The organism is Lactobacillus sp. Sy-1 (assembly GCF_019303535.1).
GTDB lineage: Bacteria > Bacillota > Bacilli > Lactobacillales > Lactobacillaceae > Nicoliella.
Genome location: NZ_JACCIU010000002.1, coordinates 301,482 through 324,854, shown reverse-complemented (window position 1 = coordinate 324,854; position 23,373 = coordinate 301,482). Strand labels below are relative to the sequence as shown.

The 23,373-nt window shown below is 35.6% G+C and carries 29 protein-coding genes; 14 read left to right on the top strand and 15 right to left on the bottom strand.

Features of this window, described 5'->3' with window-relative positions:
- Positions 1 to 44: 44 nt before the first annotated feature.
- The 3 genes from HZL42_RS08355 to HZL42_RS08345 are packed head-to-tail and all read right to left on the bottom strand — an operon-like array spanning position 45 to position 2,094.
- Complete coding sequence (locus HZL42_RS08355; RefSeq protein WP_219283205.1) at positions 45 to 710, bottom strand: type 1 glutamine amidotransferase; 666 nt, start codon at positions 708 to 710, stop codon at positions 45 to 47.
- A 15-nt stretch (positions 711 to 725) separates the two neighbouring features.
- Positions 726 to 1,469, bottom strand: coding sequence for a sulfite exporter TauE/SafE family protein (locus tag HZL42_RS08350; protein WP_219283204.1), 744 nt, complete (start codon positions 1,467 to 1,469; stop codon positions 726 to 728).
- 1 nt (position 1,470) lies between these two features.
- Positions 1,471 to 2,094, bottom strand: coding sequence for a FadR/GntR family transcriptional regulator (locus HZL42_RS08345; RefSeq protein ID WP_219283203.1), 624 nt, complete (start codon positions 2,092 to 2,094; stop codon positions 1,471 to 1,473).
- A 180-nt stretch (positions 2,095 to 2,274) separates the two neighbouring features.
- Between HZL42_RS08345 and HZL42_RS08340 the strand changes: the two genes are divergently transcribed.
- Both HZL42_RS08340 and HZL42_RS08335 read left to right on the top strand, forming a co-directional pair.
- Positions 2,275 to 2,985, top strand: a complete 711-nt coding sequence (locus HZL42_RS08340) for an aspartate/glutamate racemase family protein (RefSeq protein WP_219283202.1) — start codon at positions 2,275 to 2,277, stop codon at positions 2,983 to 2,985.
- A 120-nt stretch (positions 2,986 to 3,105) separates the two neighbouring features.
- A complete protein-coding gene (locus tag HZL42_RS08335) occupies positions 3,106 to 3,624 on the top strand; it encodes a GNAT family N-acetyltransferase (protein WP_219283201.1) in 519 nt (172 codons plus the stop codon).
- Positions 3,625 to 3,655: 31 nt separating this feature from the next.
- Here HZL42_RS08335 and HZL42_RS08330 read toward each other — a convergent pair whose 3' ends face one another.
- The 3 genes from HZL42_RS08330 to HZL42_RS08320 are packed head-to-tail and all read right to left on the bottom strand — an operon-like array spanning position 3,656 to position 5,987.
- On the bottom strand, positions 3,656 to 4,705 hold the full coding sequence (locus HZL42_RS08330) for a hypothetical protein (protein ID WP_219283200.1): 1,050 nt from the start codon (positions 4,703 to 4,705) through the stop codon (positions 3,656 to 3,658).
- Between the two features lie 30 nt (positions 4,706 to 4,735).
- Positions 4,736 to 5,590 (bottom strand): CAP domain-containing protein, encoded by an 855-nt coding sequence (locus HZL42_RS08325; RefSeq protein WP_219283199.1) that lies wholly within the window; start codon positions 5,588 to 5,590, stop codon positions 4,736 to 4,738.
- Positions 5,591 to 5,648: 58 nt separating this feature from the next.
- A complete protein-coding gene (locus tag HZL42_RS08320) occupies positions 5,649 to 5,987 on the bottom strand; it encodes a hypothetical protein (protein ID WP_219283198.1) in 339 nt (112 codons plus the stop codon).
- A gap of 639 nt (positions 5,988 to 6,626) precedes the next feature.
- Here HZL42_RS08320 and HZL42_RS08315 point away from each other — a divergent pair.
- The 6 genes from HZL42_RS08315 to HZL42_RS08290 all read left to right on the top strand — a co-directional run bounded on the left by HZL42_RS08315 (position 6,627) and on the right by HZL42_RS08290 (position 12,234).
- Positions 6,627 to 7,412 (top strand): 2-keto-4-pentenoate hydratase, encoded by a 786-nt coding sequence (locus tag HZL42_RS08315; RefSeq protein ID WP_219283197.1) that lies wholly within the window; start codon positions 6,627 to 6,629, stop codon positions 7,410 to 7,412.
- Between the two features lie 20 nt (positions 7,413 to 7,432).
- Positions 7,433 to 8,812 (top strand): MFS transporter, encoded by a 1,380-nt coding sequence (locus HZL42_RS08310; protein ID WP_219283196.1) that lies wholly within the window; start codon positions 7,433 to 7,435, stop codon positions 8,810 to 8,812.
- 18 nt (positions 8,813 to 8,830) lie between these two features.
- Positions 8,831 to 9,826: a zinc-binding dehydrogenase gene (locus HZL42_RS08305; RefSeq protein WP_219283194.1), complete on the top strand. Its 996-nt coding sequence runs from the start codon at positions 8,831 to 8,833 to the stop codon at positions 9,824 to 9,826.
- A gap of 15 nt (positions 9,827 to 9,841) precedes the next feature.
- A complete protein-coding gene (locus HZL42_RS08300; RefSeq protein WP_219283192.1) occupies positions 9,842 to 10,786 on the top strand; it encodes a ketopantoate reductase family protein in 945 nt (314 codons plus the stop codon).
- Between the two features lie 13 nt (positions 10,787 to 10,799).
- Entirely contained in the window at positions 10,800 to 11,726 is a 927-nt protein-coding gene (locus tag HZL42_RS08295; protein ID WP_219283191.1) for a branched-chain amino acid transaminase, read from the top strand.
- 136 nt (positions 11,727 to 11,862) lie between these two features.
- Entirely contained in the window at positions 11,863 to 12,234 is a 372-nt protein-coding gene (locus HZL42_RS08290) for a hypothetical protein (protein WP_219283190.1), read from the top strand.
- 79 nt (positions 12,235 to 12,313) lie between these two features.
- On the opposite strand, the gene HZL42_RS08285 is transcribed toward HZL42_RS08290, so the two are convergent.
- The 3 genes from HZL42_RS08285 to HZL42_RS08275 all read right to left on the bottom strand — a co-directional run bounded on the left by HZL42_RS08285 (position 12,314) and on the right by HZL42_RS08275 (position 14,572).
- Positions 12,314 to 13,351, bottom strand: coding sequence for a zinc-binding dehydrogenase (locus HZL42_RS08285; RefSeq protein ID WP_219283189.1), 1,038 nt, complete (start codon positions 13,349 to 13,351; stop codon positions 12,314 to 12,316).
- Between the two features lie 36 nt (positions 13,352 to 13,387).
- Positions 13,388 to 14,212 carry an SDR family oxidoreductase gene (locus HZL42_RS08280; protein ID WP_219283188.1) on the bottom strand — a complete coding sequence of 275 codons (825 nt, stop codon included), beginning with the start codon at positions 14,210 to 14,212 and terminating at the stop codon, positions 13,388 to 13,390.
- A gap of 120 nt (positions 14,213 to 14,332) precedes the next feature.
- A complete protein-coding gene (locus HZL42_RS08275) occupies positions 14,333 to 14,572 on the bottom strand; it encodes a hypothetical protein (protein WP_219283187.1) in 240 nt (79 codons plus the stop codon).
- Between the two features lie 360 nt (positions 14,573 to 14,932).
- Between HZL42_RS08275 and HZL42_RS08270 the strand changes: the two genes are divergently transcribed.
- Positions 14,933 to 16,174, top strand: a complete 1,242-nt coding sequence (locus tag HZL42_RS08270) for an MFS transporter (RefSeq protein ID WP_219283186.1) — start codon at positions 14,933 to 14,935, stop codon at positions 16,172 to 16,174.
- Between the two features lie 55 nt (positions 16,175 to 16,229).
- Here the strand turns inward: HZL42_RS08270 and HZL42_RS08265 are convergent, their stop codons facing one another.
- Entirely contained in the window at positions 16,230 to 16,874 is a 645-nt protein-coding gene (locus HZL42_RS08265) for a YoaK family protein (RefSeq protein WP_219283185.1), read from the bottom strand.
- Positions 16,875 to 17,212: 338 nt separating this feature from the next.
- Complete coding sequence (locus HZL42_RS08260; protein WP_255552618.1) at positions 17,213 to 17,722, bottom strand: ATPase; 510 nt, start codon at positions 17,720 to 17,722, stop codon at positions 17,213 to 17,215.
- A 123-nt stretch (positions 17,723 to 17,845) separates the two neighbouring features.
- On the opposite strand from HZL42_RS08260, the gene HZL42_RS08255 reads away from it, so the two are divergent.
- The gene (locus HZL42_RS08255) at positions 17,846 to 18,235 is read left to right on the top strand and encodes a hypothetical protein (protein ID WP_219283184.1); all 390 of its coding nucleotides are present in this window, start codon (positions 17,846 to 17,848) and stop codon (positions 18,233 to 18,235) included.
- Positions 18,236 to 18,268: 33 nt separating this feature from the next.
- Positions 18,269 to 18,604 carry a hypothetical protein gene (locus HZL42_RS08250; protein WP_219283183.1) on the top strand — a complete coding sequence of 112 codons (336 nt, stop codon included), beginning with the start codon at positions 18,269 to 18,271 and terminating at the stop codon, positions 18,602 to 18,604.
- A gap of 72 nt (positions 18,605 to 18,676) precedes the next feature.
- Here HZL42_RS08250 and HZL42_RS08245 read toward each other — a convergent pair whose 3' ends face one another.
- The 4 genes from HZL42_RS08245 to HZL42_RS08230 all read right to left on the bottom strand — a co-directional run bounded on the left by HZL42_RS08245 (position 18,677) and on the right by HZL42_RS08230 (position 21,232).
- Positions 18,677 to 19,579, bottom strand: coding sequence for a histidine phosphatase family protein (locus HZL42_RS08245; RefSeq protein WP_219283182.1), 903 nt, complete (start codon positions 19,577 to 19,579; stop codon positions 18,677 to 18,679).
- Between the two features lie 292 nt (positions 19,580 to 19,871).
- Positions 19,872 to 20,159 (bottom strand): hypothetical protein, encoded by a 288-nt coding sequence (locus HZL42_RS08240; protein ID WP_219283181.1) that lies wholly within the window; start codon positions 20,157 to 20,159, stop codon positions 19,872 to 19,874.
- Positions 20,160 to 20,380: 221 nt separating this feature from the next.
- Positions 20,381 to 20,884, bottom strand: a complete 504-nt coding sequence (locus HZL42_RS08235; RefSeq protein ID WP_219283180.1) for a hypothetical protein — start codon at positions 20,882 to 20,884, stop codon at positions 20,381 to 20,383.
- Positions 20,885 to 21,034: 150 nt separating this feature from the next.
- Positions 21,035 to 21,232, bottom strand: a complete 198-nt coding sequence (locus HZL42_RS08230; RefSeq protein ID WP_219283179.1) for a hypothetical protein — start codon at positions 21,230 to 21,232, stop codon at positions 21,035 to 21,037.
- A gap of 419 nt (positions 21,233 to 21,651) precedes the next feature.
- Here HZL42_RS08230 and HZL42_RS08225 point away from each other — a divergent pair, with 419 nt between their 5' ends.
- The 3 genes from HZL42_RS08225 (at position 21,652) to HZL42_RS08215 (ending at position 23,298) form a co-directional block, all read left to right on the top strand.
- Positions 21,652 to 21,909 carry a type II toxin-antitoxin system Phd/YefM family antitoxin gene (locus HZL42_RS08225; protein ID WP_219283178.1) on the top strand — a complete coding sequence of 86 codons (258 nt, stop codon included), beginning with the start codon at positions 21,652 to 21,654 and terminating at the stop codon, positions 21,907 to 21,909.
- Complete coding sequence (locus HZL42_RS08220) at positions 21,899 to 22,165, top strand: Txe/YoeB family addiction module toxin (protein WP_255552617.1); 267 nt, start codon at positions 21,899 to 21,901, stop codon at positions 22,163 to 22,165. The genes HZL42_RS08225 and HZL42_RS08220 overlap by 11 nt, the downstream gene beginning before the upstream one ends.
- A 530-nt stretch (positions 22,166 to 22,695) precedes the next feature.
- On the top strand, positions 22,696 to 23,298 hold the full coding sequence (locus tag HZL42_RS08215; protein WP_219283177.1) for a cation transporter: 603 nt from the start codon (positions 22,696 to 22,698) through the stop codon (positions 23,296 to 23,298).
- The last annotated feature ends 75 nt before the right edge of the window (positions 23,299 to 23,373 follow it).

Sequence of the window (23,373 nt, the reverse complement as noted above, 5' to 3'; positions counted from 1 at the left end):
GCTGCGCATCATGGCGGCACTGCTTTTTGGCGAATTAAATTGGATTATTCATTAATATAATCGAGAATTTTAAACATTACATCTCGATTTTCAGCTGGAACTGGGGTGTTCAAAATCGTTTGAGCATCTTGGCCCAATACAGAACCCTCGATGTATGGAAAATCATTGACCACCATTTCACGAACGTTGTTAGCCTTAGGTTCAAAGTGAAATTGGAGTCCGACAATCCGATGGTTCATTACAAACCCTTGATTTTGTAATCCGGGAGTTGAAAATAGTAAGTCAGCCCCCTCAGGAACTTCAAACATTTCCTCATGCCAATGAAGTGCAGTTACCTGATTTGGTAATCCAGGAATCGTGTTACTTTCTTTTTTAACTGGCGCCCAGCCAACTTCTTTAACGGGGGACTTACCAACTGAATAGCCCATTGCTTTAGTAATTTGTTGGGCGCCATAACATGCGCCAAACATTGGAACGTTGTGTTTCAATAATTCACTAATTAAATCCCGTTCCTTTTGGATCCATGGCATTGAATCGTTGGGGCTCATTGGTCCACCTAAAATTACTAACATGTCAGTTTCTTCAGCAGTGGGGAGGTAACCAAATTGGTATGGATGGTATGTGAAAACCTGATGGCCTCGTGCATCTGCCCAGTCTAAAATTGATCCGGGACCTTCATTCGGGGTGTGTTGTAAGACATTAATTCTCATTTAATGACCCTCTTTCTAGTAGGTAGTAATAAACAAATAGCATGCTAATCCGATTGCGAACGTTCCAACACAGATTTCCATTATCTTGGTGGGAATAACCTTCACAATGATTGGGCCCAGGTAACCACCCACGACTAACCCAATCGCCAGGGGGATGATTACAATCCAATCAACGGGAAGCAAGAGTGTAAAAATAACCGCGCTGATTATGTTACTAGCCAGTGATAAAACGTTCCTAATGGCATTATATACGTAATATGGTTGATGAACAATTCTAGAAAGGACGGCTGTTTCTAGGATCCCGGAACCAGCGCCAAAATAGCCATTGTAAAGCCCAATCATGGGAAGGAAAAGGTATTGAATCCCCCGCATGAAGCGGTTTTCAGTCGGCTGCTTTTTTTTAGGAACCAGCATCATGATTCCAGCAAGCATAATGATGAATGGCACCACCGCCTTGAATTGAGCGTTACTACTATTGATTAATACGAATGTGCCGGCGACACATCCGATTACAGATAGAACTGTAATTATTATGGTTTGGCTTCGATAACTTTTGATTTCCTTTGCTGATGATAAAACTGACGTGCACCCACTAAAGATAATGCTAATGGTTGCTGTAACGTTCGCCATGATGGGCGAGACCCCAATTGATAGCAAGATTGGGTAGAGGGTTAGAACCGCCATACCCACAATTCCATTTAGAATTCCTGCGATTAGTCCACCGATAATTAAAATAATGACGGTCGATATTGATAGCATCTTATTTACCCACCTTTTGAATTAATTCAATGGCTGTCTTTACATCACGATTCATCAGTGCTTCGAATAATTGATTGTGATGATTAACTTTACCCTGATAATTGGGACTCTTAGCAATCGATTGGTTTAAATGACTTCGCCACAGGGGTTTCAGTTCGTTGAACCACTTTATTAAATAGGCGTTTTGGGCCATTTTTACGATTTGCTCATGAAATAAAATGTCTTGTTCTAAATACTCATTAAATTTTCCTTGTTCTAATAACTGATTTCTGCGAGTAAGGTAGGCCCTTAGTGTAATCCATTCATCCGGCGCAATGTCATTGTCAACTAGCTCTGCGATTGCTTCTTTTTCAAGCATCTTTTCAGTCCGCCACAATAATGGATTTTGATCATCGATTAATTCCAACTGATTGACATAGGTCCCTGAACCCTGCTTAATGGTTACCACTCCCGAGTGGGCAAGCACCTGCATTGCTTCTCTGATTGTTGAGCGGCCGACATCTAACGTACTCATTAAGGCGGCTTCTTTAGGTAATTTATCTCCCGAAGTTAGTTGATTATCTTTAATATACGCAATAATTTTTTGAATTGTTTCTGTTCCAAGACTAATATTTTTAGATTGCATTATGTTGTTCCTTTCTTAAATACATCACATCATTTATATAATACATCAGATGTATTTGATTGCAAGTTAAAAATGGCAAAAGGAAATTAATGCTGATTCAATTCATGGTATTATTTCTATAATGAATAAACTAAGCTAGTAATAAGCAAATTGTTACATTAACTAAAGAAAGGAATCAAAATGAAAAAATTAGGCATTATCGGTGGCATTGGGCCCGAAGCCACCATTCGATACTACAATGATATTATTAAGGGCTACCAGCACCGATTAGGGACCACCCAATCACTCCCAGAACTAACGATTGAAAGCATCAATATGTATCACATGTTCAAGTTATTGGATGCCGATCAATTAACTCAAGTTGCGGATTACGTGAGCGATGCTGCTAACCATCTGCAACAAGCGGGGGCTGATTTTGGGTTGATGTGTGGTAACACTCCCCACATTGCTTTTAGCCAAATTCAAGCACGAACTAAGTTACCGTTGCTAAGCATCGTAGATACTGCTCTAGCGCATGCTAAGCAACTGCATTTACACCGGTTGTTACTGCTAGGGACGAAGTTTACAATGAGCAATGATTTCTTTAGCAGGCCGTTTCAGGATGCGGGAATTCAAATCTGCTTGCCAAGCCAAGAGGAGCAGGACTGGTTACACTTAAAAATTGTAAAGGAGCTGGAAAATGGAATTGTTAATCCAGCGACCAAGCTACAATTAATGCAAATGGTTAATCATCTGATCAATGACAATGATTTGGATGGGGTGGTTCTGGGCTGCACCGAATTACCATTAATTATCGAACCGACCGATTTATCAGTTGCAACTTTTGATATTGCCAAAATTCAAATTGAAGCGGCTGTTAACACCATTTTAGGAAATGATGTGTTACACTAAAGATAATTAAAGATTGGGATGTGCAGGCGTAACCAAAAAAACAGTGCCGTTGAAATGACTGGAGGAAGACTTCCGTCTTTTTCAACGCGCACTATTTTTTTATTTTAAGGAGGAAATATAATGGCTGAAATTTACTTAAGGGTTGCTAAAACTACTGATTTAGATCAAGTTACATCAATTATTGAAGAAGCGCGGCAATTGTTAAAAGCAGATGGGAGTGACCAATGGCAAAATGGGTATCCAAATCAAGAAACCCTGCTGGCAGATATCAAAAGTGGAAATAGCTACGTTTTAATTGTTAACGGCAACGTTGCTGGAACGGCGTATTTAATGATGGGGGACGAACCAACTTATCAAGAAATTGATGGCAGTTGGAACCGTCCCGCTGAGCAATACACCACGATTCACAGAATTGCGATTGCAAGTCAATATCATGGGCTCCATTTGGGATCCTACTTACTTTCCAATTTAATTACGGTGTCGGTAATGAAGGGGTATCGGAACGTTCGTTTTGACACCAGACCCGTTAACAAACGGATGCAAGAATTGGGGAAGCGATTTGGGTTTGAATATCGTGGCATGATTCGAGTTGTTTACGATGGAAATCAAAAGCAGTTGGCATTTGAATTAAACTTATAACGACTTAAATAAACCGTGAGCTCGTTGTAAGTTACGATTTTAATAATTTTTGATGCCACTTTTGGCCATCGTAATAGCGGTGGTACCAATGCTTGCCATCAAAAATATAACTATACCCCTTTGATTTAGACAGACGCCCACTTTTATCCATTAACCATGTTTGCCAAGTTTGGTAGTTGGTATTGTATATTGAATCACCTGCTCTTAAAACGATGTGCTTTAGCCCATCGGGAGTGGGCTTTTCTAATGATGAAATGCCATTATTACTAGTGGTGTTATAAGGGAGAATGTTTTTATTAGTAGCATAGTAAATGTGTTGGCCCATTTTAACTTGAACGGTCCGGTCATTATAACTACGGACTTTGAATGATTTAGTGATGTTCTTTCCGGAATAATTGATAAATTTGGTTTTTAATACTCTATTCATTTGCTTTTTGATTTGGGTTTCTTTAGAACTACCAATATCAGCAAGTTCATATTGGCGGTTTAATTTTTGATATTGTTTTAAGTCAGAATATGACTTAGCCAAGATTTCATTATTGGTGAGGCCGTCTAATAATTCACTTAATGAGAGATAGCCCGATTGCCATTTATCCTTTGTAAACGTATTACTAGTAGCTGCTTTAACGTTTATCTTAGTGACTACATCATTATTACTAGTTAATTCGAAGTTTACAATATCGTTATAATTGACAGTCCAAAATGGAGTAGTAACTTTAAAGATAGTTTTCCCATAGATGGCATTGTTCTTACTTTCGGTAATTGCAAAATATGATTTGCTAGGTGGACTGTAAGAGCGAAATCCATGGACATAGATGATTGTATTTGCGGGAATTATCTTAGTTTTGGTCACGATTATTTTTACGGAAGATTCATTGGGATAATGAATTAACTTTGCTTCAACTGGTTGAGTCAATTTAACTTCTCGCCAATAATCCCAATAGAAGCTAATTGATGAGGGAATTTGTGAATTAGATACAATCATTCCATTGTTGCTAGTAACTTCAGCGTGAGCAATGGTGGCTCCCGATATAAATAATGTACCGGATAGTAACCAAGTAGCCATAACTTTTTTGAGCATGGTTAACCTTCTCTCCAATTAATTTAATCCTTAGAGTTTGAATAGACCGCATAGGGTCGAACCGTTGTCGGATAAATTGAAACCGGCGGCTCCGTAGCTGGACCAGGTATTAAGCAGGGTGTCACGATGAAGAGCATCTTCAGTTAACAAAGTTTTAGCACAATTTTCAGCAGTTTTTTGGTAGTTTAAAGTTTTATTAGGCCCTGAATAAATTAGGTCAACGCCTAGCATGACCTCTCCATAGCCACTATTCTTAGTGTTGTATGATGTACCATTTGGTCGAACGTGACTGAAGTATTTTTCTAACTCCTTAGCTCTAACGTTCGCTTTTTTGTTAAGGTCGCTACTGGTCTTTAGTGATTTTAACTTTAACTTGTTCCGGTACCTATTTAAATATTGCATGTAATACTTACTCATCTGCTTAGCCGCATCGCTAGCCTTCACGTACTTAACGGTGATTGAAGATGGTAAGTTATCATAAGTTAGTTGATCAGGGGCCTGATAATATGTAACATACCCTTTAATGGCTTTTACATATGGTTTAATTTCCGTCCCGTCGTAGTTGAAGGCATAGGAGTAAAATGAATTCCCGTTGGTAGTCTCAGTTACATCAGGGCTAATTTGTTTGCCGCTAGTGGTTTGGTAATGAAAAGTGATCGTCTTGGTCGGTTGGACATTTGATGATTGATCCGAATCAGAACTATCACTACCAGAATCGCTATCGTCAGAGGAATCAGATGATTGATCTGATTGGTTATTATCATCACTTGTGGTCGTTTGACTACTGGTGGTTGAATCACTAGTATCGGCATGCACAGTATGATACCCCTTACTGAAGCAGGCAATTGATAATGCTAACGTGAATGTAATCATAAATTTTTTCATTGATTAGGACCTCTTTTTTATGTTTTGGAATTGTGAACTATGATTTTAAGGTAAGTGGTTACTTGATCCATTTAGAATTATTAATATTAATAACCCAAAAGTGGTTGGCATTGTTATGCATTCCGTGCCCCTTGACAATCCAATACCAGCTGGCACCACCATTTTGTGCTTTAATTTTAGTGCCTGCTTTGATAACTTTTTTAGCAACAAAATGGTCTTTAAAACCGACTGATGCTACCTTGACTTTGTATGCGGTGACTCGTTTTTTAACCGTCACCGTCCGACTATGTAACCAATATGATGAATTTAACCCAGGGGCTGCTTTAGCAGTTTGATAGGTGGGAATTAAAAGCATCGTAAAGGTTGCTATTAAAGGAATTATTTTCAATTTTTTCATTACTACACCTCCTCAAAGATATCTAGATTAATCTTAGCACATAAATTTTTGATAATCATTTTTAACTTAGGGTGGGGTTGATTATTTTGAAATCAATTAAAAAAATATTTTTTATTATTTAGTAATTGTTTTAATGTGTCTTAGTTGCTGTAATGACGGTCGTTTTAAGATAACGATTAAAATTGAAATAATCTAATTTTAATATTTTACCAATGTTTTAGGTTGACATAAAATTATTTCGGTTGTAGTATTTGTTTCAACTTAAATAATAAATCAAGGGAGTGCAGTTATAATGTCAAAGCTGAATAGTAATTTAAAAATTAATAACTTACAATTTAATATTGATTCAGCTTTAACTTTAGCAATTGCGATTATGATTCTAATTATTATTATTATTATTATTTAGATCATAATCTGCGATGGCTAAGGAATTTTTAATTATGTTATAACGACAACCGATTAAGTCCACCCAGATTATAAGAAATCTGTGTGGAACCCTTTGGACAATCCGAAACAATGGAAAATCCGCACAGTTTTTAAAATCTGTGCGGATTTTTTTATTTTTATATTTAAAATTGATTAACAAGGAGGAAAGGTTAAAGAAATTTTGTTTCATAATTTTGAAAGGGGATTTTATTTATGAGTAAAAATAACGTAGATGAGGTATCAGATAGTTTAGTTTTAGCAAATGAGGATCGACGTTCACTTAATTGGGAACCGTTTAAGGAAATGCTTACTAAGGAAAGTGATGGTTATAGTGTTCAGGAACTAGTTTATAAGGCATTAAATGGCGAAAATAATAAGGTAGCTGCTTATAAAGTCAGCTTAACTAGCGAAAAATCACAAAAGGGATATGGCTATGATCAACCAATTTTTGGGAAGTTAAGTGCTAATCAACTTGTTGTATCTGGAGGAACGGTGGTTTTGAACGAACAATTCAAGCCGTTTTTAGAAGTGGAAGTTGCTTTTCAAGTAAATGAAACTTTATTACCAAGTGATGATTTAACCACCCTATTAGCGAAAGTTGATGTATTACCAGCATTTGAATTGCCAGATTCACGCTTCAAAGACTGGTTTAGAAAGCTTAGTAAAGAGTTATTTATGGCTGATGATGCAATGGCTAACTTATTGGTAGTGGGTAAAAGTGTTTCAACAGCAAATTTAAATCCACTGGATTTAGCGGATGTAACTATGGACTTAGAACACGATGGCTCCGAGTTAGGTCAATCTAAATCATCCTCAGTATTAGGAAATCCACTAAACTCTTTAAAATGGTTAGTTGAGAAGCTCGACCATATTGGAAATCGCTTGACTAAAGGTCAGTTTGTAACTACCGGTACTTCAAAAACCGTAGATTTAGCAAAGGGCAGTTGGCGTGCAAACTTTAGTAAGGGTTTAGGGTCTGTGGCTCTAAATGTTAAATAATTGATGGGGGATGATAAACAATGCTTGAAGTAGTGGGAAAAGAAAAGGAATTAGATGGCGTTTATTCAAAATCAGACGTTGAAGATTTGGATCTTAGATTAGATAACCTACCAACTGGTAGAACGTTCAAAAAGGTATTTTGGTTAGTGTTAGCGGGAATGGTTGTTAGGTCAATCGACTTTTATCTGGCTAGCGGAGTTGCTAGTTCGTTAGTGAAGTCAGGCTATGCTAGTTTAGGTCAAACGGCATCTCTGATGTCTGCTAGCTCGTTTGGATTATTAGTCGGGTCATTATCAGCTGGCTTTTTAGGAGATAAGTTAGGTCGTCGACATGCCTACCAATTAAACTTAGTATTCTTTGGAGTCATGACAATGCTAAGTGCAGTTGCACCTAATATGACTTGGTTAATTGTGTTACGCGGGCTTAGTTGTATTGGGATGGGAGCAGAATTAGTTACTGGTTTTGCAATGATTAACGAATTCGCTCCGGTAAATAAACGTGGCCGATGGGCCGTGGGGATGACCGCAATCACCTGTTGGGGGTCTCCTTTAGGAATGTTAATGAGTTCTTTAATCATTCCAAGTTTAGGTTGGCGAGTCCTATTCATTGGAGTCGGAGTTCTTGCATTATTTGTTTGGGTACTACGTAGAGAGTTACCAGAATCACCAAGATGGTTCTTCTCTAAGGGTAGATATGCAGAAGCTGAAGCAATTGTTAATGAAATGGAAAAAGATGATCCTAATCATGATAAGTTGCTAGATGAAAAGCGGAATAGTAACAAGGTTCAAGATGAAATGGATCAAGCGGATAAGGTTACATATAGCAGTGCAAAACTATTTTGGCGAGTTGTTATTACTTCATTTGTATTAATAGTTGCAGATGTTTGTGAATATACTTTTGTAAACTGGGAGCCAACGATGTTAGCTAAATCAGGACATGGTCTATCACAATCATTAGGGCTTTCAACTATTATGATGGTTGCTGCACCATTAGGAGCACTACTAGGAATGTTACTGGTAGATAGGCTGGGACGGAAGTTCAACTTATTACTAAGCTTTATTGCAATGGTTGTTTTGGGATTGGGGTATACATATCAAACAACCAGTCTAGGACTAATTACGTTCGGGTTCCTATTAACATTATTTATCTACGTTTTAATCTCAACTGTTTTTGGAGCATTTATTCCAGAAATGTTTCCAACTAGTTTTAGATTAAGAGGGGTTGGACTCGCTAACACATTTGCTAAGGGAGCAACAATGGTTACACCATTTATTGTTGTATGGTTGTTAAGCAGTTTTGGATTTAAGGCTGTTTTATACGCAATGAGTGTTCTCTCATTAATTGCTGTTTTAGTAACCGTGTTCTTTGTTCCAGAAACCAAGAAAAAGCATATTCAATAATGTTGGGAGGCTTAAATTATGGATGCAGTACTACATGAAGGTGGGTTAGGCATTGATCATTTATTATTTTCTAAGGATGTTGAAGATCCTAAACCAAGTGCAGATGAAGTCTTAATTACCTTAAAAAGCGCGGGACTTAACCACCATGATTTATTTGTTTTAAATGGTCATCATGATTCAAAACAACCGCCTTTGATTCCAGGATCAGATGGGGCTGGAGTCATTTCCGAAGTGGGGAAGGATGTTAGAGGATTTAAAGTTGGGGATGAAGTTATTGTTAACCCATTATTATGGGGTACCCATACAAATGTCCCGCCAACTAACATGGAGGTACTAGGCTACCCCCATAATGGAACGTTAGCTGATAAGGTTGTAATTAGCTATAAACAAGTTAGCAAAAAGCCGTCATATTTAAACTGGACAGAGGCTGGAGTATTATCCCTTAGTGCTTTAACTGCATATCGGGCTGTCTTTACTAAGGGCCAAGTCCATGCAGGCCAAAGGGTATTCGTCCCAGGGGCTGGTGGTGCAGTTGCTACTAACATGATCGTTATGCTTAAGTCACTGGGAGCTACGGTAATTGTTTCCTCTAGGCAACTAGATAAGTTGGAAAAAGCAATGAAGTTAGGGGCAGATGAAGCAGTTCTTGATTCTGAGGATTGGGTAAAAATGGTTGCTCCAGTGGATGTTGTGATTGATGATGTTGGCCCCGCTACTTTAAACCGGGATGTTGAATTACTTAAATTTGGTGGAACAATCGTTACATTTGGTAGTTCTAGCGGTGATGAAATAACTTTTGATTTAAGAAGATTGTTTTTTAATCAATGGGTAATGAAGGGGTCAACTGGTGGAACCCAATCTGAATTTAAAAAGATGCTTGAACTATACGATAAATACCAATGGCATCCCGTAGTGGATTCGCATGTTTTTAATTTAGAAAATGTTAAACAGGGGTATGAACTGATGATGAACAAATCACAATATGGAAATATTGCGGTTACAATTCAAAAATAATTAGGGGTGGAATGTATGAAAGTTGCTGTATTAGGTGCTGGTGCAATGGGGTTAAGGTATGGACTATTGCTTCAATCAGCTGGAACTGATGTTGATTTCGTGGAACCTTGGGATAAGAACTACAACAAGGTAAAAGAACAGGGTGGCGTATTCGTGGCTAGAAATGGTAAGGATAGACACCTGGTTCAGGTAAACATGTTTAAGCCGGATGAGTATAAGGAATCACCTGATTTGGTTATTTTATTTGTTAAACAAATGGATAATGAAAAAACATTAGAAGCAAGTAAGCATTTTTTGAATCAAAATACCTATGTTTTAACTAATCAAAATGGGATGGGGGCAGTTAATGTAATTGCTAAATACGTTCCTAGACAGCATATTATTGCTGGAACTGCCTTTGCGGCAAGTATTTTAAATGGTCCTGGGGACGTAAATGTAATGGGTGGACGAGGATCTGGACAGGTTCACTTAGTTAATGTTACTGAGCAACCTGATGATTTTACAAACCAAGTCGTTGAAGAATTTGATAAAGCTGGGATGAATCCAAGTCTTTCAGAAAATTATAAGGGAACGCTATGGCAGAAATTATTGCTTAATTCTGTTGTTAACACGCTATGTACGTTAATGGATATCACAATGGGTGAGTATCAAACGTTTAGTGAGGCAGATGAACTGACATCGGAGTTAGTTAATGAAGCCTATGCGGTTGCCGATGCTGATGGAGTTAAAATGCTTAAAAGTGCTGATGAAATGACGAAGGTAATTGCGGATGAAAACAGGAGGCTTAAGGATCATCGTCCATCAATGTACCAGGATATGAGCCATAATCGGCCAACAGAAGTTGATTATATTAATGGATACATTGTTAAAAAGGCAGCTGAACACGGATTAACAGCACCGCATCATGAAATGCTAGTAAAGCTTGTTCATTTATCTGAACAAATGAAGGCTAAAGAATAGTGAGGGAACTTTAATGGATAATAATGAATCATATGTATTTGATAACGGGGTCTTTAAACTAGAATCGGATGTCAAAGTGGGCGTGAGAAGTAAAGCTTTAAACTATGGACTAGGTGTTTTTGAAGGATTTCGAGCATATTGGAATGAAGAAGAACAACAACTGTATGGATTTCGATTAAGAGATCACTTTAAACGATTAAAAGAATGCGCCAAGATAACCAATCTTAATTTTCCCTATTCGGTTGATCAGATGATTGATTTTACAAAACAACTACTTTCTAAAAATCATTTGAAGCAAACTACATATGTTAGGCCGCTAGTTTTAAATGACTCTAACGACATAACTCCGAATTTAAAAGATCCAGTAGTCCGAGTGATTATGTATGTTCAACCAATGAAAAAACGCGTAATGAAGGATGAATTAACCGCTGGCTTTAGTTCTTGGGAACGGTTAAATGATAATATGTTACCACCTCATTCTAAAGCTACTGGTGCGTATATGAACTCTGCACTTGCCTTTTTAGAAGCAGGGAATCACGGATACGATGAGGCACTTTTTTTAACTAATAATGGCCACGTAAGTGAAGGAACCAGGGAAAATATCTTCATGTTAAAGCATGGTAAGTTAGTAACTCCACCGACTTCTGATAATATTTTGGAAGGAATCACCAGAGAAACGGTGATGCAATTGGTCAGGAATGAGTTTCAGATTCCAGTTGAAGAAAGAAGCATTTCAAGGACTGAGTTATATGGTGCTGATGAAGTGTTTGTATCTGGAACGGCAATGGAAGTAACCTCACTGGTTGAAGTTGATAATCGTATAATTGCTGATGGGCATGAGGGTAATTTAGTGAAATCACTAAAGGAGTTATTTTTTAGTGTAACAACTGGTAAGAACGATAAATATAAGGATTATTGTACGCCAGTATACAACAATTAAATATCAATCTATTCTTCAAATAGATTCAAATTAGTTTGAAAGGGATGCTTTTAATTAAGAATCCCTTTTGTTATTGCAGTAATATTTATGTGATACTATATTAAGTAGTTAAATTGTTTAAAATTGGAGGATATAAATGAGGTTCAAGAAACACTACCTTTCGGAATTAGCACTTACAATTGCACTCTTTTTGGTTAAGGGGTCAGCATTAGTGCTTGCAATCGCACTCTTTTTTGTTAAAGGGCCAGCTTGGACCCTCTGTATGTCTGCACTTATGATCATTGTAATCATAAATTTAGTAACTGATAAATTGCATAGTAATACAGAGGAGCGTAAAGCAGCACTGATAACGAAAAATAATCATGATGAAATTAACGCCATGATCAAAACCTCCAAGTCGACTTTAATGGCAATTATAAAAATTAAGAATAACTATAAGGTTGATACGTTTACGGCCATTAATATCTACGGAAAAATAAAAAAACAAAATAGAGATGGATTAATTTAACTTTATTGAAAAAAAGACCAATGGATTCTAGATTATGCTAGAACGCACTGGTCTTTTCGTTTTTAATATTCAAATCAAATTAGTCCGTGGTTACGACCGACTTGATGGTCTTTCTTTCTGCCATTGCCTTGTAGGCGTCATCAACATCATCAATGTTGTAACTATGGGTAAACACCTTTCCAGGATTAATTTGGCCATCTAAAACAGCCTTTAATAGGACGCTCTTATCGTAAGTGGTTACGGAAGCAATTCCACCTGAAATTGATACGTTCTTCCAGAAGGCTAATGGGAATTCAACGTTCCCATGGGGAACTCCGACCCGACCAACGTGGGCCCCGGGACGTGCAACCTTCAACGCAGTATTGGTTGATAATTCGCTCCCCACACATTCAAGAACGGCATCTGCACCGGCGTTGTTAGTGAGTTCCATAACCTTTTCAACAGCTTCATCACCACGTTCGGCAACGATATCGGTAGCGCCAAATTCCTTAGCTAGCGCTTGCCGATCTGCATGGCGACTCATTGCGATGATCTTTTTAGCACCGAGGAGTTGGGCGGAAATAACGCCACAAAGGCCAACCGCACCGTCTCCAACGACGACAACGGTGTCGCCCTTTTGAACGTTTGCAGTTTTAGCAGCGTGGAATCCAGTTGCCATAACATCAGATAGGGCCAAGAATGAATTCAGCATCCCTTGACTATAATCTTCCGGCTTGCCAGGTACTTTTACAAGAGCCCAGTTAGCGTGTTGGAACCGTACATATTCCGATTGATAACCACTACTGAAGTTATCGGAGTGGCTCTGACAATTACCATCAAACCCAGCTCGACAGGCAGCACAGTGACCGCATCCGTGAGTGAATGGGGCGATTACAAAGTCACCTGGTTTAACAGTGGTGATGGCCTTTCCAACTGATTCAACGATTCCGATTGCTTCGTGACCATTGTTCAACGAATTGGGTTCCTTTTTATCTAAACCACGGTATGTCCATAAATCAGAACCGCAGACACAGGCTTGGACAACGTGTAAGATCACGTCATCATCCTTTTCAATTTCAGGTTTAGCCACTTCTTTAACTTCTACTTTACCAGCTTTTACAAATCGAGTTTGTTTCATATTGAGGACTCCTTTAAATTTAATTTGAGGTAGGAATTAGTCTTGATTTCCGTAGTAAAAATCAGCGGTAGCGCCACCGTCAGCTAGGAATGTGGACCCGGTAATAAAGGCACCGCGGTCACTCATTAGTAGTTCGGCAACGTTCGCAATTTCATCAGCGGTTCCTGGTCGTCCAGCAGGGGATTTAGCGAACATCTTTTTATAGAAATCGCCACGGATTCCATTGAATTCATCAATTGCTAGTGGCGTAACAATAATCCCTGGAGCAATGTCATTGATTCTGGCACCTCGTTTGCCCCATTTAACGGCTTCGGCCATGACCCGCTTTTCATTACAACGTTTAGCTAGTTGATATGCTTTGAGCGTGTTTTCAACGTTGCTAGGTTGCAGAAAATCCAAATTCAATAGTTCATCGGTAGGGGTACAAGCCAATTGCTGATCTTGTTCAGGGGTGAGGGCGGGCATTCTAAATCCAGATTGACTAGAAATGGTCACTCCGGTCCCACCGTCAGCAATCACCTTCCCAACTTCTTCTAATAAAACAGCGGTTCCGTATAAATCAACCTTTAAGATGGCTTCAATTGAAGCTTGGCTAGGGGATAAACCAGCACCGTTAACAAGGAATTTGATTTCACCATATTTTTGCGCTTGGTCGATCATTGACCTAATTGAATCCCTAGATGATAAATCCATTTCAAAGGTTTCAACATCAAAACCAGCATTTTCCATCGTCTCAGCGATTTTATCAGCGTTAGATAAATTCTTATCACCAAGAATAATTTTCTTACCATACCCAATTCTTCTAGCGATGGCCATACTAATTTGACCAGCACCAATCACAAGCATTACATCTTTCGACATTTTTTTCAGCTGCCCTTCTTTATTTGATGTGATTAGCTTACATCTTAAAGCTAACTTTAAGTCAAATGAAATTAATAATTATTAATGAGGAAGGGCAGCTTTATAGTGAATCAGATGGGATCAATCATCTAATTCTTCAATTTTAAGGTCTAAATTTTGTTGACCAGCGTAGTTAAAACCATATTTTTGAAGATCTACAAGTAATTCGGGGAGTGGTCTGTGATCATTGAACCACCATTGAATTCGATTTTCTAAGCCGCTATAAGTCTTTTCCTCAGGAAGTAAAACCATTTTGGAACTGGCTGAATCATTATCATCATAGACGACCTTTGAAACCTTGGTTTTTAAATTTAATTCCATTGATATAACTTTATACGAGCCAAACATAAAAGTTAATCGTACGTTATCCTTCATAAATTCAGATCCCTTCTAGGTGTTTAACGAAATATTTATCATAACTACTATCTACATAGTACTAGGGTGCGGGTGTTTTTTCATTAAATCTGAACTGTTTTGCTATTATCATTGAAGGATTTATAAATAAAACACTATTTAGCAATGGAATTAATTTGGTTAAACACACTATTATTGGAGTAAAATTAGATTGATAACTTGATTGATATGGCATCAAAAAGTGCTAAATTAATATTAATTTTAAATATGAAAGTGATTCATTTTAACTGGATAAAGTGAATCACGCAAAGGAGGGGACAAAATAAAATGAATAATTACTTTAGAAGAAAATACCCGTTGCTGTTCACCAATAAAAACTTTGATAAGCTATTGCTAGCAACCGTTTTATCTGAAATGGGCAATCAGATGCAACGATTTGGAATTCCATGGCTCATCTTTCATATAACTAATTCTGGTAGCCTAATGGCATTAAACTTTAGCTTGTCATTAATTCCGGGCGTCTTTTTTGGATTTATTGGTGGCCTGATATCAGATCGGGTAAGCAGAAAGAAAATGTTATTATACATAAACATTAGTGCATTTATTATCATATCGATGATTATGGTTTTACTCCAGTTTGAAAATAACATTAGCGTAATCTTCATTTTCATATTAACATTTATAATTTCTAGCCTGACATCCATGTATGAGCCTACTTTTAATGCCTCTTTACCGGTAATCGTGCCTAAGGATAAGCTAATTTCAATGAATAATATTTTTAATATTGTGGGATCTTTGATCGGTTTATTAGGCCCTTCAATTGCAGGGCTAATAATTGGGGTATACGGGGCTTGGATGTGTATCTTTATTAACGGAATTTCGTACTTATTGTCGTTTGTGGTAATCCTTTTGATCAAATCGGATTTGTCGATTCTGAATAATAAAAAAGACAGCATTAGAAATGACATTGCTTCAGTAAAGAACTATATTTATCAGAATAGTTGGTTCTTGTTTTGCCTACTTATTACAGCCGCTGTTTATCTAGCCACGGGGAGTATTGGGAGTGTTTTACAGTACTTGTTTTTACACTACTTACATTTATCGGGCTTTATGTTTGGATTTACGTTTGTGTTATTTGAATTTATTCCAGTGTTATGCGTTGGACTGTTTTCATCTAGTATCATAAAGAAGTTTGATTCATTATTAATAATCCAAGTTAGCGCTGCATTATTTTGTATTAGTTTAATTGGGATGGGGCTTTCACTGAACTACTTTCTGATTGTTCTAATGGGGATGTTGCAAAATGCCTCTTTTGCATTGCTGATGATTGCTTGGAATAGTAAGCGTCAATCACAGATTCCTAATAATATACTAGGCAAGATAAATGGGGGAATTGTGACGATTCAATCAATTCTTTTACCAATTGGCGCACTATCATCTACAGCTCTGATTAACTTTATTTCTGTGCCAAAAATAATTATCATTTTCGGAACGATATCATTAGTATTTGTATTGTTGTTGATTTTAATAAAAAGAACGATGAATAGAAAAAGTGCGCTGCAGCACTAGTTGATTAAAAACCTAGTGATGCAACGCACTTTTTCTATTAAATATAATTTTAAACTTATTCTTTTATTGAGAATAAAACGATTACTAGTGGTAATACTGAGGCTAAGATTGAAAAATCATTCGCAAAGTTATTAACCGCTCCCATTAATAGTGAGCCGAGAATAAAACTGAACATTATCATTAATGTATCAATTAGAATTCCTTTGGACTTGTTGTCTTTGTTCTTTAAAGTCGCGTATAGGTTATTCATCGTTTTGCTAACGTTTCCAGTCATCATTAACGGATTAAAGCTATTGCCCTTTAGCATCTTAAACTCTTGTAATTGGGCTGAAGCTGCGATAGCTAATAACCCAACGATGAGCATGTCAGGTAATACTTTTGCTAGAATCCCTGAAATTAGTAAAATTGTTATCTCGTAGATAATGATAACTCGCTTTCGTATACTTTCCTGTTCAATCTTTTGTTGAATTAATTTAACGATCAATATTCCTAAAGCAAAGAATAGGATTGAGATAACATATTGGAGGGCTTTGCCAAATTGGAGTTGGCTCAAGCTAATTCCCATTAAGATGTTATTTCCAGTTTGGAGTCCCGCAAATACGCCACCTCGATCCAAAAATGTATAACTATCGATGCTTCCGCTAACCATTGCTAATAACATCCCAATTAATGGGCCTTCATAACTTTTGTATTCTTTCATATTTTCCTCCATTTGTAATAATAATTGTATTAAATTCACTAACAATTTACTTCATCTAATAAAAAAAGATCGTCCAAATATATTTTCATAATTTGGACGATCTTCCCCGCGGTGCAAACCCGAATGAATTAAAAATTCATTCACTAGATGATAACGGATCTATCGGAAACCGCTTTTATTTCTTATAAGTAAACTTGTAAGAAAAGAAATTGTTATTAAATTCAAGAAAATATTAGCACTATCTTTTTTAGTTGTCAATTATTCGTGTTTAGTGTTGATGATAAATAATACTTTATATTTTTATGTTGTAAAATAATTATTAGATTTAAATTTTTTATTTATAGTTTTATCCATGGGCATGACTGCAACATATTAATTTTTACATCATCATAATCCCTTGCATAAACATTTTTAAATTTTTCAGTGTTATCATAAATGTAAACGTGATCGGCCATTTTTGCTATTGATGGTAAATTACGATTAGATTGATAATAACGCTTAACAATAATATCACTGTTTATAACGTGGCCACCTTTAATAACTCTTTGCTTTACTCTATCAATTGCTGTTTGCGCACTATTAACGGTAACGTAAAATAATGTAACCTCAAAAGAATTATCATGGGCCTCATTAATTAAGTTTCGGTGAGTTTTACCGGCACCAGCCAGAGTTGTTTCAATATGAACACTATGGTGATTTGAAAGAGCCTGGTGTAATTTCCTAACTTCTACTTTCATAGCTCTGCGATTATCTTTAGGATTACGCCAATCGCCATGCATCTTTTGAAGAATTTCATCAGCATTTAATCTTTCTGTATCACTGAATATAAATGGTTGCGCTTGATACAATGTACTTTTTCCGGCACCATTAATTCCTGCATCAATGAAATTGGATTGCTTAGGTATGTAATAAAAATCAATGGATGATGTCTCGGATAAGATGGAATTTAATTAAATAGGGGGATGAACATATTGTCTGACGAACTAAAATACTATGATGATTTATTTAAACAGCACTATGAGTATAACGATGAAATGTTTGAAATTAATGGTAATGAAAATAGTATTAAAGAAAGGGAAAAGGATTTAAAATATTATCAAGATCTTATCGATGCTAATTTAGATATCCATTTGAAAGATAATTACAAAAAAGATTTGGATAAAACAAAAGAAGCGGACCTTGAATACTATAAGCTAGTTAAATATCTTGTTATTAGAAATGGACACACAAAACGTTCATTTAAAGGTAAAGAACCCCGTGATAAAGATATTTGGAAGCATCATATTCATGAAAATATAGTTCCCAATTTAGGTTCTAAAAAAATAAAAGAAAGCCTTTTTGAAACAAAATTTCATGAATAACAGCAAAAAGAAAATTTAGTTTTTTGTAATCACATGGAACATGCTATATTGCATGCATTTATAATTATAAAATACGTATGTTTTAAATATGAAGATAGCAAAGCTGCTGGAAATAAAAAAGATTTCAAGTTAAAATTTGCCCCTGGGAGTTTGTATAATCAAGATGCGAATCATTGTAAAGGTTGTTCAAACGGACTTGAAAGCACGATTGGAAAGGTTTATGCGGATTATATAGTGGAATACGTAAAAAATGATAAAAGTAAAAAAGTTGATTATGACTTAGATAAAGGTGAAACAAAGAAAATAATAGATACAATAAAATATAAACTAAAAAGGGCATCGTGTAGTGAAAATAATCCATGTCAATAACTAAATACCACCTGCTATCTAATTCACGAGATAGTAGGTGGTATTTTGTATGGTTATTTAATTTACACGAAACTATTTTTCATATTGTACAGTCATGAACTTAGATTCCTTGACCTTGTGGTTCTTAAGATACTTCGTTCCCTTGTTAACGTAGCTTAAATCACCAACTTTACCAAAGCTAACCTTATTGGTTTTCACGTTGTAGTAAACTTTGGTAACCCCAGAGTTGGGAATTGAGTCATTTGAAACTAACTTCTTATCTGCTTTACTCATGTGCTTATCGTACTTGGATAGGTAGGCAGCGATGATGTCTCCGGAACTAACAACTAATGCATTTTTACCATTCTTTTTGGCCGTTGCATCAGCAACTTGTTTAATTCCCTTAGCTTCACGGTTGATAATTTGCTTGGCACTTTCAGCACGATCAGCCTTAGGGAGGGTGTCATGCTTCTTACTGATTTCGTATAAAGCTTGGTTAGTCTTATTTACGTAGTCGATTCCAAATTTTTTAACTAACACATTTTGATTGGAAACATGGAAGTACTTGTTTAATAGTTCATCGGATTGCTTTTCGTTATAAAGTTCGTACTTACCTTCGCCTGCCTCACGCAACAGTGGGGTTTCACGAACAACTACGTTGGAGTTACCTGAATAATCAAGCATATCCTTAATCGTATCTAGATGCCGAACTAGTTTCCCAGCAGCAGCATAATTAAATTTGATTCCGCGAAGTCCTGCTCCAACTTCCTTAGCAACTTGTTCACCCTTAGGAGTCAATGGATAATCATCCCATCCTTCATTTAGAGTAAGAACGTTTCCAGTCGTTTGACCATGCCGTGCCAAATAAATTGTAACGACATTGGAATTAGATTTCTTGTTGCTAACAGATTTAGCATTAGCTATCCCTAGGGGAATTGACGAGGTTGCTAGTAAAGCAATCATTCCTGAAGTGATGAGCTTAGTTACCTTAAACATAAGTATCTCGACCCTTCAATGTATTATTAATGAACCACTATTAGCCTACTCCACTTTTGTAAATTCGATGTATCATTAAAGTAAAAAAATAGTAATGGGGAATTAATCATAAGGATGGAAGAGTTAGGGTGAGTTGCATTGTTTGATCATTTTTATGTTTAATAATTGAGTTACTAAGGGGGGAGTAGCAGCATTAAATTTATTTTGGAAGAACTCAAACAATTAATGAGTCAGACTATTAATCCATGGAAAGATAATAATTTTCAACTAAATTAATGAGAACATTTGATGGTTATAATTTTTCAATTATTAAGTCTAAACTCGGTTGGCCATTCCAAAAGAAGCCATCTGGATAGATATCATCTAAGATTTTCGGTAAGGTTTGTTGTGTGTTAAACCAAAATTGGAGGCGACTTTCAATACCGTAGTAGTTCCACTCTTTCGGTTGTAAAATCGCATGGAACATTACCGGGTTATCCACATGTTCCAATACTTTAGAAGCCTTAGTTTTTAAATTGATTTCTAAGGCTAAGATTGGTTTATTATTAATGGTAAAAGTTAAGCGGACGTTATCGTTCATATTAAAAAATCCTTTCTGACTTACAATTTGGAGGAATTATCTAATTTAAATTGATATTCCAGTACCTAGTATCAATTTAACATATTGATTTAATAATTATTGGAACGTTAATTTGGGTATCATTTTTTGATTCATTATCTTTTTACTCTTGGTCATGGTGGTTAAAGCATAAAAGGATAATAATAAAAAATAGGCATCGGAAGGGATGCCTGTTTAAGTTCTTACTTCAATGGATCAGTCTTATATTCATTTTCTAGTTTAACTTTCTTAAGTGAACCAACATATTCCCATGATTTACCACTATATTTGATCCATGCTTTAACTTTTTTACCACTCTTTTGGAACTTAACTAGGTTCTTAGAAGTGGTCCCTTGTGGATCCTTAGTCGTTTTTACTTCATAGGTATTGCTGCCAATTTTTTTATAGTAAGGATAAGAAATAATTGGTGCCCCACCACCTAATGAAAAAGCACCTTTTCCGTTATCGTGGAATTTTCTAAAACCGTTTCCAACTTGCGTATTATCAGCAAAAAGAATTTGTCTTTTATAATAACCATTCTTTTTATCAATTTTCTTTGTACTCATCCATGATTTATATGGGTTCACTTTAGCAAAACTAGGGACACCCTTATGCCATGCACTAGCACTTGCAGATGCAAAGGATGCTCCAGTCGTGAATATCGTTACTGCTACTACTGATGATGTAACTATTTTACTTAATCTCATATGTAACCCTCCAATAGTATAATTATCTTTTACAACTAATAGTATATTACACGCTGAAAATAATCACAAAAATAAGAGGGATAATCTTGTTTATATAATTATTATCCGTAATTATTGAGATAAAATAATTTTACTATTAAATGGAAACCATTACTTTTTATTACCATGATTAGGATGAATTTTAAAGACGGTATAAAGCATTAAAATAGTCGACATAATTCCTAAAAATCCGACAATATCGTTTAATATCGAATTGCTAAATTTATCCCTAATGAAGTAAAAAGCAATTGAGACTAAGAAAATAATTAGGGCTTGGATCTTAGTTGGGTTCTGTAACTTTTTAATCATAAGAATCAAATCCTTTCAGAGTGTTAAATATAGTTATATGTGGCAATGACTATAGGCTTATTATTAGCAGCCATATATTAGAACAAAGTTGTCTTATTTTTGTAATTTTTTGTAATTTTCGAAATCATTTTTAGCATTCATTAGTGATTCTACACCTCATAAGTTCTTGTAATGGTAAATTAGAAACAACCCTAATCTTTTTTTCAAAGATATTTTTTGTAGTACGTTTTCTAGATTGTAATTAATAAAATCAAATCATCTTTATCTATAGTGATGAGAGCATCATATTAGTTGAAAATACATGAAATTAGGAAAAGTTGTTTTTTATAAGTTATGGGATACTTTAAAGAAAATAGTTTTAGTTCATCTTCAATTGTACGCAATGTGGTACAATTGAAGATGGATAGGGAGTGATAATAATGGAAGCAACAACATACTCAAACTTTAGAAAGCAATTGAAAATGTACATGGATAAGGCTACTGAAAATTTCGAGCCAATCATAGTGACAAGAAAAGACAATAAAAACGCAGTCTTAATTTCTGAAACTGAATATAATAACATGCTAGAAAATCAATATGTTCTTGGGAATCCTGATAATCTAAAGTGGTTGGAAAAAGGGAAGAAACAGGTCGAAAGTGGCCAATTTATGAGAAGAGAGTTATCTGATGAGGATTAAATGTTTTACTGACAGTGGCTGGGAAGATTATTTATGGATTCAAAAAAATAGTAAGCCGGACTTAAAACGACTAAATAAACTAATCAATATTATTGCTAGAACACCATTTGATGGGATTGGTAAGCCTGAGCCACTTCATGGTGAAATGAATGGGTATTGGTCTCGAAGGGTTAACGATCGAGATCGGATTGTTTACACAGTTACTGAAAGTGAAATTATTATAATTGCTTGTAGGACTCATTATGGACAACGTTAGAATTATGGATAGCATTTTTTAGATTTATTATCTTTTTACTCTTGGTCATGGTGGTTAAGGCATAAAAGTATGACAATAAAGGGGACTTATGTCACAGCCCCCTTCAAAATTCAATCTATTAATAATGAAGTTGATGAACCATTCTATTGTAGCTATGATAATTCATTATTTATGATTAGAATAGGCCTAGATGGAGAGTGCGTTTGATAAGGTTAAAATTCCATTAACTAGAATCTTTTATTGGAACTAAGGCCAGATCAACACTGTAATTATAATAGCATTTACAATTAGTTCAATATATGCATCAAGTATAAAAGCCGATATCTTAAAAAATAGGATATCGGCTTTTTTATAAAATTATTATCAACAATAATTTTATTCATCGTTATTGACATAATAAAATCAAAATGATATTTTAATCATATGAAATTAACTTCATATGATTTTTTAGACCTAATTTTTATAATTTAAAAAGTTTAGATTTGATTAATCACATTGAAAATTAAATTATAATACACGAGGTGTAAATTATGGAAAATAGAATTAGATTAGGTCGTAAAGCAGTTCACGTTGAAGTATTTTCTAATTTTTGGATGGCTATGGAATTTATTGTAGCTATAATTGCAGGAATTAAATCACATTCAGTACTTTTGATTGCTTTTGGACTAGATAGTGCTTTGGAATTAGTCTCTGGATGTATTTTAATTTGGAGATTGAATCTGGAATTTAACGGTGCAGAAACCAGTAAAGTCGATATTGCAGAGAAAAGAGCAGAACGATTCATTAATTGGATACTAATCTTATTAGTTGCTTACATTTTAATTAGTTCAATTTATAACTTATGGACTCATGAAGTTCCAGATAGTAGTACCAGTGGATTGCTAATTTCTTTTGGATCAATTATTGTAATGCCAATTTTAATGTTTTTAAAACGAAAATTAGGTAAGAAATTAAACTCACATGCGTTAGTTGAAGATAGCATTTGTAACTTTACTTGTTTTGCTTTGGCATTAACTGTTTTGATTGGATTATTCTTTAATCAATTTTTCGGCTTTTGGTGGGCTGAATCCGTAGCTTCATTATTTGTAGCAGCGTTAATTGCAAAAGAAGCTATTGGTGAATTACGTGAATAGTATTTAGATTTTATTATTAAGGCCATTCATAATAATACTGAATAGAAAAAGCTCCTATGATTAAATTATACCGGA